The sequence below is a fragment of the Roseibium sp. TrichSKD4 genome, assembly GCF_000148725.1.
In the GTDB taxonomy this organism is placed as follows: Bacteria; Pseudomonadota; Alphaproteobacteria; order Rhizobiales; family Stappiaceae; genus Roseibium.
In genome coordinates this window covers 487,140-505,224 of sequence record NZ_GL476311.1, presented here as the reverse complement: position 1 = coordinate 505,224, position 18,085 = coordinate 487,140, and the positions used below count along the sequence as shown (strand labels likewise).

General features: G+C 56.4%; 17 protein-coding genes and 1 tRNA gene. 8 read left to right on the top strand and 10 right to left on the bottom strand.

Going from position 1 to position 18,085, the window contains the following annotated elements; all coding sequences use genetic code 11:
- Nucleotides 1-183: 183 nt before the first annotated feature.
- Nucleotides 184-474, top strand: coding sequence for a YggT family protein (locus TRICHSKD4_RS11075; protein WP_009759289.1), 291 nt, complete (start codon nt 184-186; stop codon nt 472-474).
- A gap of 45 nt (nt 475-519) precedes the next feature.
- Here TRICHSKD4_RS11075 and TRICHSKD4_RS11070 read toward each other — a convergent pair whose 3' ends face one another.
- From TRICHSKD4_RS11070 to TRICHSKD4_RS11055, 4 genes are all read right to left on the bottom strand, one after another.
- Nucleotides 520-735 carry a Trm112 family protein gene (locus tag TRICHSKD4_RS11070; protein WP_009759288.1) on the bottom strand — a complete coding sequence of 72 codons (216 nt, stop codon included), beginning with the start codon at nt 733-735 and terminating at the stop codon, nt 520-522.
- Between the two features lie 42 nt (nt 736-777).
- Complete coding sequence (locus TRICHSKD4_RS11065) at nt 778-1,458, bottom strand: LON peptidase substrate-binding domain-containing protein (RefSeq protein WP_009759287.1); 681 nt, start codon at nt 1,456-1,458, stop codon at nt 778-780.
- 99 nt (nt 1,459-1,557) lie between these two features.
- Nucleotides 1,558-2,550 (bottom strand): thioredoxin, encoded by a 993-nt coding sequence (gene trxA / locus TRICHSKD4_RS11060; protein ID WP_009759286.1) that lies wholly within the window; start codon nt 2,548-2,550, stop codon nt 1,558-1,560.
- 118 nt (nt 2,551-2,668) lie between these two features.
- Nucleotides 2,669-3,202 (bottom strand): prolyl-tRNA synthetase associated domain-containing protein, encoded by a 534-nt coding sequence (locus TRICHSKD4_RS11055; RefSeq protein ID WP_040616654.1) that lies wholly within the window; start codon nt 3,200-3,202, stop codon nt 2,669-2,671.
- A 249-nt stretch (nt 3,203-3,451) separates the two neighbouring features.
- On the opposite strand from TRICHSKD4_RS11055, the gene TRICHSKD4_RS11050 reads away from it, so the two are divergent.
- A tRNA-Gly gene (locus TRICHSKD4_RS11050) sits at nt 3,452-3,526 on the top strand.
- A 153-nt stretch (nt 3,527-3,679) separates the two neighbouring features.
- Here the strand turns inward: TRICHSKD4_RS11050 and TRICHSKD4_RS11045 are convergent.
- Together TRICHSKD4_RS11045 and TRICHSKD4_RS11040 are read right to left on the bottom strand one after the other, a co-directional pair.
- Entirely contained in the window at nt 3,680-4,750 is a 1,071-nt protein-coding gene (locus TRICHSKD4_RS11045; protein ID WP_009759284.1) for a Gfo/Idh/MocA family protein, read from the bottom strand.
- 50 nt (nt 4,751-4,800) lie between these two features.
- The gene (locus TRICHSKD4_RS11040; protein WP_009759283.1) at nt 4,801-5,586 is read right to left on the bottom strand and encodes a ThuA domain-containing protein; all 786 of its coding nucleotides are present in this window, start codon (nt 5,584-5,586) and stop codon (nt 4,801-4,803) included.
- A 278-nt stretch (nt 5,587-5,864) separates the two neighbouring features.
- Between TRICHSKD4_RS11040 and TRICHSKD4_RS11030 the strand changes: the two genes are divergently transcribed.
- Entirely contained in the window at nt 5,865-6,236 is a 372-nt protein-coding gene (locus TRICHSKD4_RS11030) for a hypothetical protein (protein WP_009759281.1), read from the top strand.
- Entirely contained in the window at nt 6,236-6,805 is a 570-nt protein-coding gene (locus TRICHSKD4_RS11025; RefSeq protein WP_009759280.1) for a TetR/AcrR family transcriptional regulator, read from the top strand. Before TRICHSKD4_RS11030 ends, TRICHSKD4_RS11025 begins: the two co-directional genes overlap by 1 nt.
- Before the next feature lie 32 nt (nt 6,806-6,837).
- Here TRICHSKD4_RS11025 and TRICHSKD4_RS11020 read toward each other — a convergent pair whose 3' ends face one another.
- On the bottom strand, nt 6,838-8,373 hold the full coding sequence (locus TRICHSKD4_RS11020; protein ID WP_009759279.1) for a gamma-glutamyltransferase family protein: 1,536 nt from the start codon (nt 8,371-8,373) through the stop codon (nt 6,838-6,840).
- A 207-nt stretch (nt 8,374-8,580) separates the two neighbouring features.
- Here TRICHSKD4_RS11020 and TRICHSKD4_RS11010 point away from each other — a divergent pair, with 207 nt between their 5' ends.
- Nucleotides 8,581-8,907 carry a cytochrome c552 gene (locus TRICHSKD4_RS11010; RefSeq protein ID WP_009759277.1) on the top strand — a complete coding sequence of 109 codons (327 nt, stop codon included), beginning with the start codon at nt 8,581-8,583 and terminating at the stop codon, nt 8,905-8,907.
- Between the two features lie 62 nt (nt 8,908-8,969).
- Entirely contained in the window at nt 8,970-9,371 is a 402-nt protein-coding gene (locus TRICHSKD4_RS11005) for a YchJ family protein (RefSeq protein WP_009759276.1), read from the top strand.
- A 22-nt stretch (nt 9,372-9,393) separates the two neighbouring features.
- Here TRICHSKD4_RS11005 and TRICHSKD4_RS11000 read toward each other — a convergent pair whose 3' ends face one another.
- The 3 genes from TRICHSKD4_RS11000 to TRICHSKD4_RS31670 are packed head-to-tail and all read right to left on the bottom strand — an operon-like array spanning nt 9,394 to nt 15,294.
- Nucleotides 9,394-12,801 carry an error-prone DNA polymerase gene (locus TRICHSKD4_RS11000; RefSeq protein WP_009759275.1) on the bottom strand — a complete coding sequence of 1,136 codons (3,408 nt, stop codon included), beginning with the start codon at nt 12,799-12,801 and terminating at the stop codon, nt 9,394-9,396.
- Nucleotides 12,798-14,471, bottom strand: a complete 1,674-nt coding sequence (locus TRICHSKD4_RS10995) for a DNA polymerase Y family protein (protein ID WP_247642804.1) — start codon at nt 14,469-14,471, stop codon at nt 12,798-12,800. Before TRICHSKD4_RS10995 ends, TRICHSKD4_RS11000 begins: the two co-directional genes overlap by 4 nt.
- Nucleotides 14,353-15,294 (bottom strand): ImuA family protein, encoded by a 942-nt coding sequence (locus TRICHSKD4_RS31670; RefSeq protein WP_247642803.1) that lies wholly within the window; start codon nt 15,292-15,294, stop codon nt 14,353-14,355. Before TRICHSKD4_RS31670 ends, TRICHSKD4_RS10995 begins: the two co-directional genes overlap by 119 nt.
- A 221-nt stretch (nt 15,295-15,515) precedes the next feature.
- Between TRICHSKD4_RS31670 and TRICHSKD4_RS10985 the strand changes: the two genes are divergently transcribed.
- Together TRICHSKD4_RS10985 and TRICHSKD4_RS10980 are read left to right on the top strand one after the other, a co-directional pair.
- Nucleotides 15,516-16,931, top strand: coding sequence for a lipopolysaccharide biosynthesis protein (locus TRICHSKD4_RS10985; RefSeq protein ID WP_009759272.1), 1,416 nt, complete (start codon nt 15,516-15,518; stop codon nt 16,929-16,931).
- Nucleotides 16,928-18,067, top strand: a complete 1,140-nt coding sequence (locus tag TRICHSKD4_RS10980) for a GNAT family N-acetyltransferase (RefSeq protein WP_009759271.1) — start codon at nt 16,928-16,930, stop codon at nt 18,065-18,067. The genes TRICHSKD4_RS10985 and TRICHSKD4_RS10980 overlap by 4 nt, the downstream gene beginning before the upstream one ends.
- Nucleotides 18,068-18,085: the final 18 nt, after the last annotated feature.

Genomic DNA, 18,085 nt, shown 5'->3' with positions numbered 1-18,085 from the left:
TTAATCTCGATGTGACAAACCAAATTCCGGCCAACAATTCTTCGGGTTGTTGTATTTCCGCACCGCAAACTTTGCAACTCCGCTTGCGATAAAATAGCTGAGAGCAGGCCTGCCGCCTTGCAGGGGGCGTGCAGGACCGCTACATGAGATGATAATCAGTTTCTATCAAATGGATGGTGCTTCATGCGCGCAGTTCTTGACGTCGTCTTGTTGGTGCTCAACCTCTATGTCTATGTGATTATCGCAAGCGCCATTTTTTCCTGGCTCTATGCGTTTAATATCATCAATTCCAGCAATCAGATTATCTCCACCATCGGCCAGACGCTTTACAATCTGACCGAACCGGCATTGAGACCGATCCGGCGGGTCATGCCCAATCTCGGCGGAATTGATCTGTCGCCCATCGTTCTGCTGTTGGGGATCTTCTTCCTGCAGAACGTGATCATCCGGTACATTTATCCGAATGTGTTTTAATCACCGTTCCAAAAAACAATTAAGCCGGGCTGAGCCCGGCTTTTTTTATTCGTCCAGCGCCCGCGCTTCTTCCGGCAGCATGATCGGAATGCCATTGCGGATCGGATAGGCCAGTTTGGCCGCTCGTGACACCAGTTCCTGCCCCTCTGCATCATAGTGCAGGGTCGTCTTGGTCACCGGGCACACGAGCAACTCCAGCAACTTGCGGTCCAGCTTGCGCGGTGTGTCCTCAGTTTCAGTTTGAGTGCTGTCGTCGGTCATGAGTGTCTCGTGTTACTGGAGCCGCGTTTACAGTGGCACCGTTTACTGCAGGGTGGTCCCGCCGTCCCCGTTCTGGGAGCGGGCCATATCCATTTCCGTGATCGCGATCAAGGTTTCCGAGCGCGTTCTGAGGTCTTTTGCTTCCAGAAGAGCCTGTTTTTCCTGAGCGCCATAAGGGCTCATCATACACAGCGCATTGACGAGAACTTCCGTTTCCGCTTCCGAAACGCTGTCCCAATCCGCCTCAAGATCGTTGGCATCCAGATAATCGCGTAAGGTTTTCAAGAGACCCGCTCTGTCAACATCTTCTTCGCCGACACCTGACTGGAGGTCGTGAGCAAAGGGCGCGAAATCGCACTCTACCTGACGGAACGAGGTGTAGGTATCCAGTTCTTCGCCCACAGCAAACCGGGTGACACCCTGCAGCGTGATCAGATAGCGACCATCACCGGTTTCCTGAAACGAGGTCAGGCGGCCAACGCAGCCCACATCTGCAAGGATCGGCAAGTCCGGATCATTCAGCTCCAGATCGGGAGATGGCTGCACCATGCCGATCAAGCGGTTGCCTGAGAGAGCATGGTCGATCATGTCAATGTAGCGCGGCTCGAAAATGTTCAGCGGTAACTGAGTGCGCGGCAGCAAAAGGGCTCCGGACAAGGGAAAGACAGGAATGAGCGGCGGCAAGTCCGCGATGGTTTCATAAATTGCGTTCCCTGCCTGCATATTCGCGTCTCTCCCATAGATACACATGGTGGACGATAGTCTACACCAAGATCGGCTTTAACGTATCGTCCCCTCTATGTGTGTCCTGAAGTGTTCGGGTCAAGCAAACAGAACGGAAGACAATTTCCGGCGACCATAAGCACTGGCCGGATCCTTGAAGCCCCAGGCTTCAAAAAACTGCAGCAGCTGGGTGCGCGCACCGTCTTCGTTCCAGTCCCGATCCCGGCGAACAATTTCAATCAGCTGATCTACCGCCGCTTCCTTGTCACCCTTGGCATTGAGGCCAACAGCCAGATCAAACCGGGCCTGAAAATCCAACGGATCCTTGGCAATCCGGTTTTGAAGCTCGGCCAAATCGCCCAAGTCCTCAGCCTGTTCTGCCAGATCAAGCGCAGCTTTGGCCGCAACAAAAGCCGGATCAGACTGCTTGTCTTCCGGCACCATCTCCAGCGCCTGCTTGGCTCGGTCGATTTCACCTGCCGCAATCATGCACTGCGCCAGACCACCCAAGGCCTTCGCATTATCCGGCTCCATCTGCATGGCCGCTCCGAAGAGCTGCACGGCATCTTGGTAGTTTTCCTCAGCCAAAAGGGCTTCAGCCTGCTCGATAAACTGCTCTGCCTGGCTGACCGCCGGCGTGCCGCCCAGCTTTTCAATAAACGCTTTGATCTGGCTTTCCGGCTGCGCGCCCATGAACCCATCCACGGGCTGTCCGTCCTTAAACGCAATCACCGCCGGAATGGACTGAATACCCATCTGGCCAGGAATTTCCGGGTTTTCATCAATATTCATTTTGGCAAGCTTCACAGCCCCGCCTGCCGCTTTCACCGCATTTTCGATAATCGGCGTCAGCTGCTTGCACGGCCCGCACCACGGTGCCCAGAAATCAACCAGAATCGGCTGCGTGCGAGACGCTTCCATCACGTCCTGCATGAAGGTTTGCGTGGTCACGTCAAAGATCAGATCATCGCCGCCACCAGTATTGCCACCTGACCCGCCTCCAGCGTTGCCGCCACCATAGCCGCCCCCACCAAGGCTGCCACCGAATCCGCCGCCGATTTGGCCGCCCATGGAGAAATTGCCTGCGCTCATCACATCTGCCTCGTTGTATCGGGCCCAAAGTCGTCAATGAAACCGCTCGCCAGAGTAACCACCCCGACACACCGCCTCATTCAAATCTCGTGGCTAACATGGCGTTGCATCACCAATTTTACAAATCGGATGCGCCCGCCTTTTCTTTAGCCTCATCGCTGACTGCCAGAACTTGAGGCTCATGACCACAGGCTTTTGCAAAATTCAGGAGATCTCCAGACTTGATTGACGTTGTCGCGTCATTCAGGAGCGGGTGGAAGTTCAGGATCTCATGTTCCATCATGGCGGCATCAAAGACCGGCGTGACCCGCTGAGCGTCCCGGTCATTAATCAGGGAAAACGGCGTGACCGATCCCGGCGTAACGCCGAGCGCCTCCATAAGAAGGTCAGCATTGCCAAAGGATACCCGACCCTGACCACCGACGACCTGATGAAGCTTTTTCAAATCCACATTGGCATCGTGCAGCAGAACCACCAGAAACAAGCGGCCCTTTTTGTCTTTCACAAAGAGGTTTTTCGTATGACCGCCCGGAATGCGGTCATGAAGGTCCCCGGATTCAGCCACGGTGAAGACCGGCTCATGATCCACGGTGGAGACCTCAATCCCCTCGCTTTGAAAAAAATTCATCAGTTCGGCACGATCTTCAGGCATGACGCCCCCCTCTGGCATTCATTTTTCTGACACCACCCTTAACGTAAGGCAGCGCGATTTCACAAGGGATTTTCAGGCCTTACCAGCTCTGGGGGCTGTCAAAACGCACCAATTCATCCACAAGGAATCCCCAAAATTAGGCATAATTGAATTCTTGTAATTTCCCTGTTGCAATCTTCTGCGCGTTGGTTCATATACTGCGCACCTCACCGACGGAGGGGGTCACAAACCAACTCCTCGGAACAATATGCGGGTGTAGCTCAGGGGTAGAGCACAACCTTGCCAAGGTTGGGGTCGTGGGTTCGAATCCCATCGCCCGCTCCAATTCGCTCGAATGAGCCATAAGCCGATGATCGCAAGATCGTCGGCTTTTTTGGTTTTTGGGGGCCATACTCGAAACGCCAAGTCTAGCCCAAACAAAAAAGCCCGGCGTGAACCGGGCCTTTTGAGGAAAAGTTGTGTTGCCTGATTGAGCCGTTAGGTGAGCGATAAAAACCGTCCGCCTTCTGCATCAGATTGTTCGGCAAGGTCCAGCGCGGCTTGAAGGCGGGCACCATGATCAAAATCGGGGTTGGCGGTCGCCTCGCCCCGAATGGCGCGGATGAAGCGCTGATAGACGGTTTCCACCAGCGGAACATCGAGCGTGCGCCAGGTTCCGGTTGTCAGCCCGTCCCCTTCGCAAATCCGCAAAAGTTCTGTCCCCTTTTCAAACGGCACTTCCAGCCCGCCTTTGTCGCCATAAAGCCGTAAGCGCAGGTCGTTCAAGTGGCCAGAGGCAAACCGTGTTGCGGTGACCGTGCCGAGCGCGCCATTTTGCAGTTCAGCCTGAAGCGTGAAGCTGTCATTGGCATCGAGTTGGTAGTCCCCGATCTGATCCCCTTCCGCCTTGTGAAAGGTTTTCAACCGCGCTGACAGCGCCTCCACCGGACTTCCGGCTACAAAGGTCGCGTAGTCGAGAATGTGAATGCCAACATCGCCCAAAACGCCTTTTGAGCCATGCGCGCTGGACAAACGCCACAGCCATTGGCTCTCGGTTTTCCAGTCTCCCCAAGCGGGCTGGGTCAGCCAGCTTTGAAGGTAGGACGCTTCAAAGTGCCGAAGCGCACCCAAGCGCCCCTCTGCCACGATTTCAGCCGCCCTTTGCAAGACAGCAACGTTCCGATAGCTGAGATTGACCATGGCTACTGTACCGCTTTTGCGGGCAGCGTCCGCCATTTCCCGCGCGTCTACCGCATTGGTGGCCAAAGGTTTTTCGCAAAGGACATGCTTGCCCGCGGCCAAAAGCGGCAGCGTGGTGGGATGGTGCGCTCCGTCCGGCGTCACATTGGACACCGCATCAAACGTGCCCCACTCCAACGCCGCCTCAAGCGTTTCAAAGGCGTTCGGAATGCTGTGCTCCTGACAGAAGGCCGCCAGCACATCTGCGCGGCGGTCAACAGCTGCCACCAGCTCAACGCCGCCCATCGCCTTGTAGGCTTCCACGTGCGCCTTGGCCATGTTGCCAGTTCCAAGGACGAGAACCCGAACGGGTTGTGTGTCAAATGTCATGGCTTGCTCCTGATGAGACTGGGAGGGGGCGAGAAATCAGCAGCGCAGGGCTACCGGTAGCCCTCTTCTCCTTCGGCATGGAGTTTTGGTCCACGCTCAACGATTTTTTCCGGTGCTTGATCGACCGGCACATTCGGAGCTGCATTCGGGTCTTCAACACGCGCCTGCGGATTGAACGCCCATTTCACCCCGTTGCGAATAACGGTGCGAACATCTTCGTTATAGTAGGTCGGGTAGGTCTCGTGCCCCGGGCGGAAATAGAAGATGTTGCCAGCCCCGCGCTTGTAGGTGAGGCCCGAGCGAAACACTTCACCACCTTCAAACCAGCTGATGAACACGGTCTCCAATGGCTCCGGCACACCAAATGGCTCGCCATACATTTCCTCCATTTCCAGCTCGAAACTGTCGGAAATGCCGTTGGTGATCGGGTGATTGCGGCTAGTGACCCATAGCCGTTCCTTTTCCCCTGCTTCACGCCAGGTCAAATTACACGGCGCGCCCATCAGCCGCTTGAACGGCTTGGCAAAATGCGCCGAATGCAAAAAGACCACGCCCATGCCGGACCACACTGCATCACAAACGCGCTCAACAACGTGGTCTTCAACATCGCCGTGAGCGGCGTGCCCCCACCAAAGCAAAACATCGGTTTCCTTCAGCCGCTCTTCACTCAAGCCGTGATCAGGCTCCTGCAGCGTGGCGGTTGTGGCGGAAATCCCCTCATCTTCGTTCAGGGCGTCTGCAATGCACTGATGCATGCCCTTCGGATAAAGGTCCGAAACGATTTTGTTTTTTTGCTCATGGACGTTTTCGCCCCAAACAACCGCTCTGATTGGCATGGCTAGTCTCATTGGATTTGAGGATCAGAAGGCCGCCTCGAACAATCGTCATTCAAAGCGCTTTGAATAGCGGTATCATGCGTTTTTTAAACCTGTCAATGTCTTCTGGTGAGTTCATAGGGCCAATCAGGTTTCTTAATAGAACACCGAGTGACGTAACAACGAGGATTGTAAGCAAAACAATTCCCTCACTTCCAACCTCACCTATTCCACAACTCTCCGCTCTTGCATTCATATCAAAAACATACTAAAAAGTATGGTATGTAATGGAGGCTGAAATGAACGTCTATTTTCTTGTTGCTGCCATTTTGTCATTGGCAGTTTTCTTGCTACACACATTTGCTGGCGGCCGGGTGATCGCCCGCCCCCTGCTTGCATCAACTGACTTGGCAATCGTGCCCAAACTGGTGAGCTATTATTGTTGGCATCTGGTGACAATCGTTCTTTTCGTGATTGGCACCATGTATGGCCTCGCAGCTCTTGAACCCTCAAGCATTGATGTCGCCTGGTTTGCCACGATATTGGCTGGCGCCTTTTGCGCGTTCGGGCTAGTTCTTCCTGTTTGGAACCGTCAAAGTTATAAGAACATGCCTCAGGGCTGGCTGTTTTTGCCGATCCTTATTCTTGGGATTATCGGCGGGGTTACTTGATGAAAAAAAAGCGCTTTGGCAAAGAAGATTGGCTTCGTCTTGGGCTTTCCCAGCTGGCCAGAAATGGAAACCGTGGCTTAGGCATTGAAGCACTATGCGAAGTCTCCGGCAAAACCAGAGGCTCGTTCTATCATCACTTTTCCGACCACGCCGCCTTTGTTGGCGCGCTGATGGAAAGCTGGAAGAAAAGCAATACGATAGACGTTGCCGAAGAGACGCTTCGCCAACCCGCATCAGATCAAGCACTTTGCCTGTCTGCCCTTGCCACCGGTCTGGATCAGGATCTCGAACGCGCCATTCGCCAATTTGCCCAAAACAATGAAACCGCAGCGAAAACCGTACGCGAGGTAGATCAACTACGTACAGATTTTGTTGCAAACCTTTACTTGCAGCAGGGCTTGTCGCCAGACCTTGCAATGGAAATAGCCCAGATCGAATATGCCGCATTCGTCGGCAGTCAAATTGTCTGGCCGGAGCTTTCAAATGACATGTCCCTCGCGCTTGCACGGCGCTTCATGTGGCTTGTTGAAAAGGCCGTCCCGATGGAAAACCGGAACGGCCACAAATAGACCTTAAGTGGGGACAGCAATGGACGGGCGATTTAATACCCGGCCGTCAGCGCCCCGCGCCGGCGTGGGTCGGATGCTCCGGCCAAAACCCCGTCAATTTGCATGATTGACTGGGTGGATCCCATCACATTCTTCACAGCAAGCGTATGCCCGCGCGCTTCCAGAAGGCGGATCGTGTCAGGTGAAAGCCCTTCCTCGATCCGAATTTCATCGGGATACCATTGATGATGCACCCTTGGGGCCGCACTTGCCTCGGCAATGTTCATCTGGTGATCGATGACATTCATGATGATTTGCAGCGTGGTCGTAATGATCCGGCTGCCTCCCGGAGACCCGGTCACCAGCAACACCTTGCCATCTTTGAACACCAACGTCGGGCTCATGGAAGACAGCGGGCGCTTGTTGGGCTCCACCGCATTGGCATCCCCGCCGATCAAACCATAGGCATTCGGCACACCCGGCTTTGCGGAAAAATCATCCAGTTCATTGTTCAACAACACGCCGGTGCCATCAGCCGTCATGCCAGCACCATAGGAGAAGTTCAGCGTGTAGGTGTTGGAAACCGCATTCCCGCCCTTGTCGACAACGGAATAATGCGTGGTGTCTGCGGAATTGAGACCGAATTCGCCGATCGGGTAGCCTTCGAGAATATTCAGGATCTGAACAATATGCGCTCCGCCAGATGAAGGGGGAGGCATGGAGGCAATCTGATGGCCTCGATAATCACCAAATACAGGGGCACGCCAGACCGCATCATAAGAGGCCAGATCCTCAACCGTCATGCTTCCGCCAGTTACCTGCACCTTGGCTGCAATTTTCTCCGCAACCTCGCCTGCATAAAAACCGGCAGCGCCGTTTTCGGCAATCTTGCGCAAGGTGTTGGCAAGGTCCGGCTGTTTCAGGATTTCACCGGGCTGATACGGCACCAGCCCCGGCTTGAAGAAAATCTTCGCTGTCGCTTCATCCTTACTAAGGCGTTCGAGCCGGGCAATCAGGGAGGCAGAAAGATCTTGCGTAACCACAATCCCGTCTTCAGCAAGCTTGATCGCCGGGTCAACCAACTCCGCCCACGTCAGATTGCCACTGCCGTGCTTTTCAAAAGCAGCCTCAAAACCCGCCACTGTGCCCGGAACACCCACGGCCAGACCTGAGAACCGCGACTTGGCCTTGTCCGGCTCACCATCATCGCCCAAGAACATGTCCCGAAAGGCACCAGCGGGCGCTTTTTCACGGTAGTCGAGCGCATCCGTTTCACCGGTTTCGCTGCGGTGGATCATCATGAACCCACCACCGCCGAGATTGCCGGCCCGCGGCAAGGTCACGGCCAGCGCAAACCCGGTCGCAATGGCTGCATCAACGGCGTTGCCGCCTTTTTGCAAAATCTCAACGCCCACTTCAGTCGCCACCGCTTCCTGGCTGGCCACCATTCCGTTTTCAGCCACGACTGGATGAAAACGATCCTTTCCGGAGATAATCGCCGTTTGAGCATTCGAGGTGAGTGGCAGCGCGAGACTGATAACACCAGCCAAACAGAGCGAGCGAATTGAAAATGCGCGTCGTGACAACATGACCCTGCGTTCTTTCTATCATTTCATATTGAAAATTTTTGCAGGTCTAATGTGGCTCAAGCGTGTCTCGCTGGCAATATCCAGAAGGTATATGCGGGTTTGTGCATATCTGTTGAATTGCGGATTTCATTTACCGCAACCGGCGCTTAAGCTTGTCGGGATTGATCTTTGCTTCGCGGGCAAGGATTTCCATCGAGGAGAGGCGATATGAACAGTTTGCGTCCCATTGCAGCCATGTGTCTGACACTTCTGGCAGGGAGCCTGTTCCAACCCCACACCGCGCTTGCTGCGGACTCCAACAACGGCAAGAAACTCGCTCTTCAATGGTGTGCGGAATGTCATCTCATCGCCGAGGATCAAGCGGTGGTTTCCGGTGCCAGCCTTCCAAGTTTTTATGATCTCGCCAAGGATGGCAGCTGGTCAGAGGACAAGCTGAAAACGTTCCTGATGGATCCCCACCCCAAAATGCCAAACCTGAATCTGACGACTTTTGAGACCGGCGATTTGGCCCGCTATATCAGCTCACTTAAATAACGCTCTGGCTGAGATTATATCAGACATGCTACCGCATCTTTTCCAAACAAGGTTGATGCGTCATGTCCAGTTCTCCATGCCCCTGCAAATCCGGCCTGCCCTTTGGGGCGTGTTGCGAGCCGTTTTTAACTGGCAGTGCCATGCCGCAAACGGCTGAACAACTGATGCGCTCGCGTTACTCGGCCTTTGCAAAGGGCAAGATTTCCTATCTGAAGGAGACGCTGTGGCCAAAATTCCAGCCGGAATTTGATTTCGCAACCACCGCCAAATGGGCTGCGGACAATCACTGGACGGGCCTTTCGGTGATGAAATGTGAAAGGGGCGAGCCAACTGATCGAGATGGAACGGTTCTCTTTGAGGCAAAATATCTGGCAGGCGGTGCCTTAAAAACCCACCGCGAACTAAGCCATTTTCGCAAGAAATCGGGCCGCTGGTATTATGTCGAAGCGCTGCCGGAAGAATAGCGCATTTCCTTTGGGCACTGGCTCAATGGAAATTTCGCCCACCGGGGAGCGCTTTGAGTTTTTCCGGTTTTAGTTGGGCGACATCTTGCCTGAGTTCCGGGACATCCTTGACCAAGCGGACGAGACGACCGGCCGGTTTGATCTTTTCGGAAAGCTCGACCACCGGGCGTTTCACTTCATCCGCGCGGGCAAGAGCTGCGTCTGCCACACCCTCGCCATGCAGAGAAAGATCGTTCAAGTGGGCCAGCAGCGGCGTTACATCTTCCACATGATCAGCCACCACATGAATAACATCTGCTTCTGACTGCAAGCGCCCACGCACCTTCAAAAACCTCGCGCCCAGAACGAGAAGACGGTAGGTTTCAAACACCTTCGGCCAGACAATCACATTGGCGATCCCGCCTTCATCTTCGAGCGTGACAAAAATCACGCCTTTGGCCGATCCCGGCCTTTGGCGGACGAGAACAAGACCGGCGACAGTTACATGGCACCCTGACCGTAAACGATCCAACTCCATGCAAGGCACCACACGCTGGCGCTGCAGGGCAGGCCGGGCAAAGGCAACCGGATGGGCTTTAAGAGACAGACTGAGGGTCTGATAATCAGCCATTACATGCGCGCCCGGCGGCATGGACGGCAAGTCTGCATTCGGCTCCGGGCGCAGGTCCCCGGCATCTGCCGTATCAAACAAAGGCAGTCGGTCCTGCACCTTGCCACGCTCCAGACCTTGCGCCGCCCAAAGGGCTGTTCGCCGATCCAACCCGAGAGAGCGAAAGGCGTCCGCCTCGGCCAAGCGCATGATGACAGGACGGCCAAGCCCGGTGCGCAGCCACAGATCGCGCACGGAATCATACCCCTCCCCGCGCATGGCCACCAAAATTTCCATGTCATCTTGTCGAACACCCTTTATGGAACGAAAGCCAAGCCGAACCGCCTTGTTGGACTGGATGGTACCGCGCATGTCGGCATGCTTGCGATGGAGGCGGTCTGCTGCGCAATTACCCGGCTCTAAACCGGCATCCCAATCAGACATGTTGATATCAACCTCACGCACCTCAACGCCATGCTCGCGGGCATCGCGCACCAGCTGCGCCGGGGCGTAAAAGCCCATGGGCTGGGAATTTAAAAGCGCAGCGCAAAACACATCTGGGTAACGCGCCTTGATCCAGGAGGACGCATAAACCAGAAGCGCAAAACTGGCCGCATGGCTTTCCGGAAATCCATATTCACCAAAACCTTCGATCTGACGAAAGCACCGCTCAGCAAAGTCCCGATCATAGCCGTTTTTCGCCATGCCCTCGATCATCTTGGTCTGAAACGTGCCTATGGTACCAACGCGCCGGAACGTGGCCATGGCCCGGCGCAGGCGATCCGCTTCGCCCGGTGTGAACCCGGCTGCAACAATGGCAATCTTCATCGCCTGTTCCTGAAACAGCGGCACTCCCATGGTCTTGCCCAGCACCTCTTCCAGCTCGCGGCTGGGATAGGTGACCTTTTCCAGCCCCTGCCGGCGGCGCAAATAAGGATGCACCATATCGCCCTGAATAGGGCCGGGCCGGACAATGGCAACTTCAATGACCAGATCATAAAAGGCCTGCGGCTTCAGGCGCGGCAACATGGTCATTTGCGCCCGGCTTTCCACCTGAAACACGCCGATGGAATCGGCCCGGCACAGCATGTCATAGACTTCCGGCTCCTCTGGAGGAATGGTCGCCACCGTATAATCACAGCCATAATTTTCAGACAGCATATCCAGCGCCTTGCGGATAGCCGACAGCATGCCAAGCGCCAGAATATCGATCTTCAGGATGCCCAGCGCGTCCAGATCATCCTTGTCCCATTCAATGACCGTCCGGTCTTCCATCGCCGCATTTTGAATTGGCACCACCTCATCCAGCCGCCCCTTGGTGATGACAAATCCGCCCACATGCTGGGACAAATGGCGCGGAAACCCGATCAGCGTGTCCACCAGCTCCATCATTTGCCCCAGCATGGGGTCTTTCGGGTCCATCCCGGCCTCAACCACCTGCCCCTCGCTGGCTTCGGAACTGGAGTGCCCCCAGATTGTGCCGGACAAGGCCCCGATTGCATCTTCGGAAAGTCCAAACACCTTGCCCACCTCCCGCAAGGCCGAGCGGGTTCGATAGGTAATCACCGTTGCAGCAAGGCCGGACCGCTCCCGCCCGTATTTTTCATAGATATACTGGATGACCTCTTCGCGCCGCTCATGCTCAAAATCGACGTCAATATCCGGCGACTCCCGGCGTTCCGGCGAGATGAAGCGCTCAAACAAAAGATCTGCACGGGCCGGGTCTACCTCGGTGATCCCGAGGCAAAAACAGACAACGGAATTGGCCGCCGACCCGCGCCCCTGACACAGGATACCCCGACTGCGCGCAAAGCGGACAATGTCATAAACGGTGAGAAAATACGGCGCGTAATCCAGTTCTGCGACCAGTTTCAGCTCATGATTGATCGCTTTTGTAACCTTGTCCGGCACACCGTTCGGATACCGCCGCTTTGCGCCCTCTTCAGCCAATCGCTCCAGCTCGGCTTGCGGAGACGCGCTGTCGCCACATGGTTCTTCGGGATATTCATAGGCCAGATCATCCAGCGAAAAGCTGAGCTCTTCCAAAATCCGGAGACTTTCGTAGAGGGCATCTTCGGCCCCATCGAAAAGCCGGGCCATGTCTTCGGCGTCTTTCAAGTAGCGCTCGGCATTGGCCTCCAGCTGGCGCCCCGCCGTTTCCAACCGCTCATGCAGGCGGATGCAGGTCAAAACATCCTGCAAGGGGCGCCGCTCCAGCACATGATAAAGAACATCATTGGTCGCCAGAAGTTTCACATCAGACAGCTGCGCCAGTCTCACTGCTAAATCCAGACGCCGCCGGTCTGCTGGCCCCTTGGACAAGGAAACCGCAAGCCGCAAGTCCGATCCCAAAACCGCTTTCAACCCCTGCAAATCGGCGATCATCTCATCTGGAGACGGCAAGCCGGGGGGCAAAACCAGCGCCGTCACGGAGCCTTGGTCCAGATGGGTCAGGTCGTCGGGCAACAGATGGCAGCAGCCCTTTTCCGCTCGCCGGTTGCCAATGGTTAAGAGCCGACTCAAACGGCCATACCCCTGCCGATGCTTTGGCCAGACCAGAAGATCCGGCGTGCCATCCAGAAACCCCAGGCGACAGCCGGGTACAAAGCGAAGGCCCGCCTCCTTGGCCGCCATATGCGCCCGCACGACCCCTGCCACAGAATTGCGGTCGCATATCGCGAGCGCTTTCAGCCCGAGATCTGCCGCCCTCATCGCCAGTTCTTCCGGATGCGAGGCCCCATGCAAAAACGAGAAATTACTGGCCGCACACAGTTCGGCAAACCCAGAATCAGCCCTGAACCTTGAGCGTAAAAGGCCGGACTGTTGGCCGGGGGCCATCATGCAAACACCCCTTGCAAATACCAGCGCGGGGTCGTTGTCTCGCGAGCATAAAGGCCCTCGCGATACAGCCAGAAGCGGCGGCCATCCTCGTCTTCAATGCGGAAATAGTCGCGCGTGGTCGCGCGTTCCCCGCTCACATCCGCGTCGATGTTTCCAGCCCACCACGGCGGAGCAATCCGCTCTGGCCCTTCTGAGCGGACCACTTTGTAAAGAACCCGCCGCCAGCGAAACCGCAAGGGCGGACCATCCGGCACCATCGCCACCGCGTCGACAGGCTCCGCCGGATCAATGAGCCGCAAAGGCCGTTCAAGCGGAAGCTCTAAAGGCAATTCCTGCCAAGCTGCTTCAAGCGAAGGAGACGTCTCATGTTCTGATCTGCCCAACCCGAAATCAGCCCCGCCAAATCCGACCCAGGACACCGCATCCTCGCGCACCAGCGCAGCAGGTACGAACTCTGTCTGTCGTTCGGGCAAATGACGATCCATCGGCAAAAGCCGGGTAATCCTGTCGAGGCCAAGCCGCGCGCCAAGCCGGTCAATCAGGCCGCTTAGATCAGCGTCCGCCTGCGCAGCGCCCTCTTCACTCAAAACCAGTTGTTGCCCGGTTGCTTCCTGCGCCTCCACCACAGCCAGCCGGATCAGGTCATAGCCATATCCGGCATCCAGAACGCTTTCATCCACCTTCAGTTTTTCGGCAAACAACGCCTTGATCCGTTTGGCATCCCTTAAAGGGCGACTGGTGCCCACCACGACACGTTGCACCGCCCCATCGACACGAAACAGAGCCAGCTCAAAGGCTCGCCCCCCTTCGCAGCGTCGTTCCAACGCCTCTCGCACCTGACCGGCCAGAGAAAAGACAACAGCCTCGACATCTTCCACAAGCCCGATAGGTTCAAAAAACCGCCGCTCGGCCACCACAAGAGGGGCTGCAAAACGCGGGGAAATCGGTTCCTTTTCATGACCCAGCGCCAGATCAAGACGGCGCACCAACTCCAGACCAAATCGATTGGCAAGAGGTGCACGCGGCCGATCCAAAAGCGCTCCGATTGTCGGCAGACCGACCCGGTTTAAGGCCCGCACCACATCCACGTCCACCCGCAGCGCCTCAATCGGCAAAGGAGAAAGGGCTGCACGTTCCGCGCCACTTGCCACGCAGCGCCCCTCTCCAAAACGAGCGACGGCAAACGCGGCAACCGGAGTGTCGGCCACAGCGCCTTGAACGACAAAACCCTGCTGTTTCAAACGGCTAAGCGCATCAACCAGAAGAGCCTCTTCCCCGTCAAACAGATGTGCGCAGCCGGTAATGTCCAGAAGCAGACCATCTGTCCCGTCAAGCGCCACGAGCGGCGTATACCGGTCACACCAGTCTGCCAGACGCTCCAACAGGGCGGCGTCTTGGGAAGGTGCGACATCTTCGACAAGAAGGTGCGGGACACGTGCTCTGGCATCCGCCAGATTGTCTTGCCGCTTCAGGCCAAGTGCACGCGCCGTTCGGTTGAGCGAAACAAGCCGATGGACATTGCCTGTTCGGCTGGCAACGGCAAAGGGCGGCTCAACGTCCCCAGCCTTGTGCGGTGCGGCCGCGTTCAACCGGCGCAAGATCCTGTCCACCGGCAGATCCGGAAACCAGAGCGAGAGAACGCGCTGGCGCATCAAATTGTCCCGTCTCATGGTTCCATTCCACACATGCATTGCCCGGACGACCATCCCGGTTGCGTGTCAACGTTACTCTCCAGCCAGAGCGTCCAACCGCCTCATGCGGTCCCCGGTGCTCCAGATCAGGCGGCCTTGAGGTGTGCGGTGTCACACACCATCGCGTCAGGGCCGCTGTCGGTTCATCGGCAACACCGTTGCGCATCAAGATCACCGGCACCCGGCTTGTTTGTGCCCGCAGCAAAAGCCGGCGGGTGGCCGTCAGATCAAGCGCACGACTGACGCCCTGCACCTCGCCAAAAACAGCGCACAGGCCAGAGCACCTCGCCCCTTCTTCCAGCCCCCACAAAAGCTCTTCCATACGGCGGGGAAACACGACAATCAGACGTGCCGGATCAATACCAAACTGCTGCAATCCCGGACCGTAAAGCCGCCCGTTTTCGCGGCCCGCTTGCGGGCTCGAAACCCAAAGCACGGCCCCGGAGCGGGCCCGCATCACCCGGGCCAGAAGCGCAAGGGCAAACCCGGACACGGCCCCACAATCCCGGCTTTCACGGCCCACCACCTCATGGAGGCTGTCCAGACGCAGACCTTCCCTCTGAAACACCGCGTCCAAAACCGGCAGATCAAGGCGCAGCCTTAGAGGCACATGATCTCGTGTCCCGTCCGGTATCCCTTGCCCGTCTCCCAAAGAGGCCGGCCCCTGTTTTGCGGCGGCAGAAACAGGGGCCGGGGCCAACTGTGCATCCAAGGGGAGGCGACCCTCAAGATCCGCAATGCGGCGGCGCAGTTCAGCAAGTCGGTCACGCTGATGAGCCCCTTTTGGGGAAGTCTGGTGCACGTCAGCTCCAATCAGCATAAATGTTCTCTATTTGTTCTTATTGATTCCGAACTTCGCCGTCAGAGTCAAGAGGCATCTGACCACTCCGTGCAAAACCGGCAAAACCATTAGGCTCACACACCTGTGATCGCCATGCCCGGACAAAACGCGCTTGCAGGTAAATTCTTAAGAGTGACATGTCATAAATACGCAGAGAAGAACAAAGGTTTTGGGACCTCGACGTGCGTTCAATCGATGGCTTTTGGGCTCAGCGCCTTCAAAATGTGCTGGCAAGGCCCCTCTTCACCCCGTTTGTTAACGGGCTGAAAGAGCTGTTGGGAAAGCAGAGCCAGGAAGCATCTGCAGCCGGGCGCATGGCCATCAAAACCTTTTTCGTGCGTGTTGCTGGCGCGGCGCTTGCCTTCCTCTCCCAAATTCTACTGGCCCGCTGGATGGGCGCCCATGAATACGGCATTTTTTCATTGGCGTGGACGTGGGTTGTTGTTCTTGGTGTCATGGCCTGCGGCGGCTTTTCAACGTCGGTCAGCCGCTTCATTCCACAATATCGCCAAAGCAAGGACTGGGGGCACTTACGCGGGTTTTTGACGACCAGCAAACTTGTAGCCGTTCTCCTTGCTTCTGTGCTCAGCCTTGTTGGCATCGTGGCCATTCTGGCGGTTCCAGGACTGGTGGCAAGCTACTACGTCGAGCCCATGGCCATTATCCTTCTGGCCATCCCCCTGTTTGCCTTTGGCGCCGTTCAGGATGGCATTGCCCGCAGCCACGACTGGACCATGTTGGCCATGCAGCCAACCTATATCTGGCGCCCCCTTGCCATCTTGACCCTGCTTGCCCTTCTCACCTTGTTCGGAGAACCGGCCACAGCCAAAACGGCAGTCATTGCAGCAGTTCTGGCAACTGGCCTCATCGCGGCCTTGCAATATAGGCAGGTGAAAAAACGCCTGAAACCGGAGGTTCCCAAGGCCCCCCGCAGGATGCAGCTCAAAACGTGGATCCTCGTTTCCATGCCCATGCTGCTGGTCGAAGGCTTCATGCAGCTGATCACCAGCGCAGACACGATCATGGTCAGCTTCTGGCACCCGCCGGAAGATGTTGCAGTGTATTTCGCCGCCTCGAAAACCCTCGCTCTGGTGCATTTTGTCTATTTTGCCGTGCGGGCTGCTTCAGCCCACCGGTTTTCCGGGTTCGTACATTCCGGCGACACAGACGGCCTTGCAGCCTATATCCGGCAGGCTTCCCAATGGACCTTCTGGCCGTCACTGGCAGGTGGGTGCGGCCTGCTTTTAATTACCCCCTTCCTACTGGCATTGTTTGGACCAGAGTTTGAAGATGGCTATGTTCTGGTCGCCATATTGATGATCGGCGTTTTGGCCCGCGCCTCCGTTGGCCCGGCAGATGCGCTTTTGTCCATGTCCGGATACCAGCAAAGATCAGCCTTGATCTACGGTACAACCTTCTGTCTAAATATCCTTCTCAACATTATCTTGATCCCATGGCTCGGGCTTATGGGCGCTGCCCTTGCCACAAGTTTGGCCATCACATTTGAGGCCGCTTTCCTGTCCATTTCAGTTTATCAGAGATTCAAAGTGCATACTTTCATTCTTCCCATTCTTTTGAACAGACCCGGCAAGGCATGACGCATCTGGACACCCAGACGGCAGACACACTTGAAGCCCTGGTGCTGGATCCATTGGCCTCAAACATCGACATTCCCGCTTGGCGACAACTTGCCGAAACAGCCAGCGATGCGAACCCGTTTTTCAGGCCTGAGTTCCTTGTTCCCTTTTTGAAAAACATGACCTCAGACCCGGTCAAACTGATTGTTGTCCGGCACACCCAAACCGGCGAATGGCTGATTGCAGCTCCCGTTGGCAGTCGGCGACTTGGCTTTGCCGTTCCAGCGGCCACGATATGGACAACCGAATACGCCCCGCTTGGCACCCCATTGCTCGTCAGTTACACGCCCAAATCCGCAATCACCCTGTTTCTGGAACTTGCGGCAAAGGAAACCGGCTCCCCCCTGATTGCGATCCCCTATTTGCCGATGGACACAACCATTGCCGCCCAGCTTTTGACAATTGAGAGCGGCTGGAACTGGAAACTGGCGCACGAGGCAAATCGCGCTGGACACAGCCATGGGGTCAAGGGCGAAGAACAATTTGCCGAAAGTTACAGCGGCAAGAGACGCAAAGAATTCAAACGCCTGCTGCGCCGCCTCAGCGACGAAGGTGAGGTCCAGTTCGACAGCCTGACAGGACAAGAGGCGATTGCCGCCTTTGATGTCTTTCTGAAGCTTGAAGCAGCTGGCTGGAAGGGCAAGGAAGGCACCGCGCTTGCCTCTACCCCCGCAACACATGCCTTTTCGCAGGAAATGATAACAGCGCGCGCGCTGACAAATGGAGTGCGGATTGACCGTTTAACCGTCGCCGGAAGGCCGATTGCCATACTGGTCTTATTTCGCGAAGGGCATACGATCTTTTCCTGGAAGATCGCCTATGACGAGGCCTATGCCCGTTATTCGCCCGGGGGCCAATTGGCGCTCTACACAATGCAGGCCAACCTCAAGGACCCGGACATTTGGGCAGCTGATTCGCTCGCGGTTCCCGGCCATGCAATGATCGAGCCTCTTTGGCGGGGCAGGATCCGCACTGCGACGCTGCTGCTGGCCAAATCCACCGCCGGACGCCTGCTCCTGTCTGCCGCCCAAACCGACACAGATCTGGAACAAACCGCCAAGAGCTTTGCCCGGAAGCTGCTCAAGCGCTCGAGATAAGATCAAAAGGTCAAACGG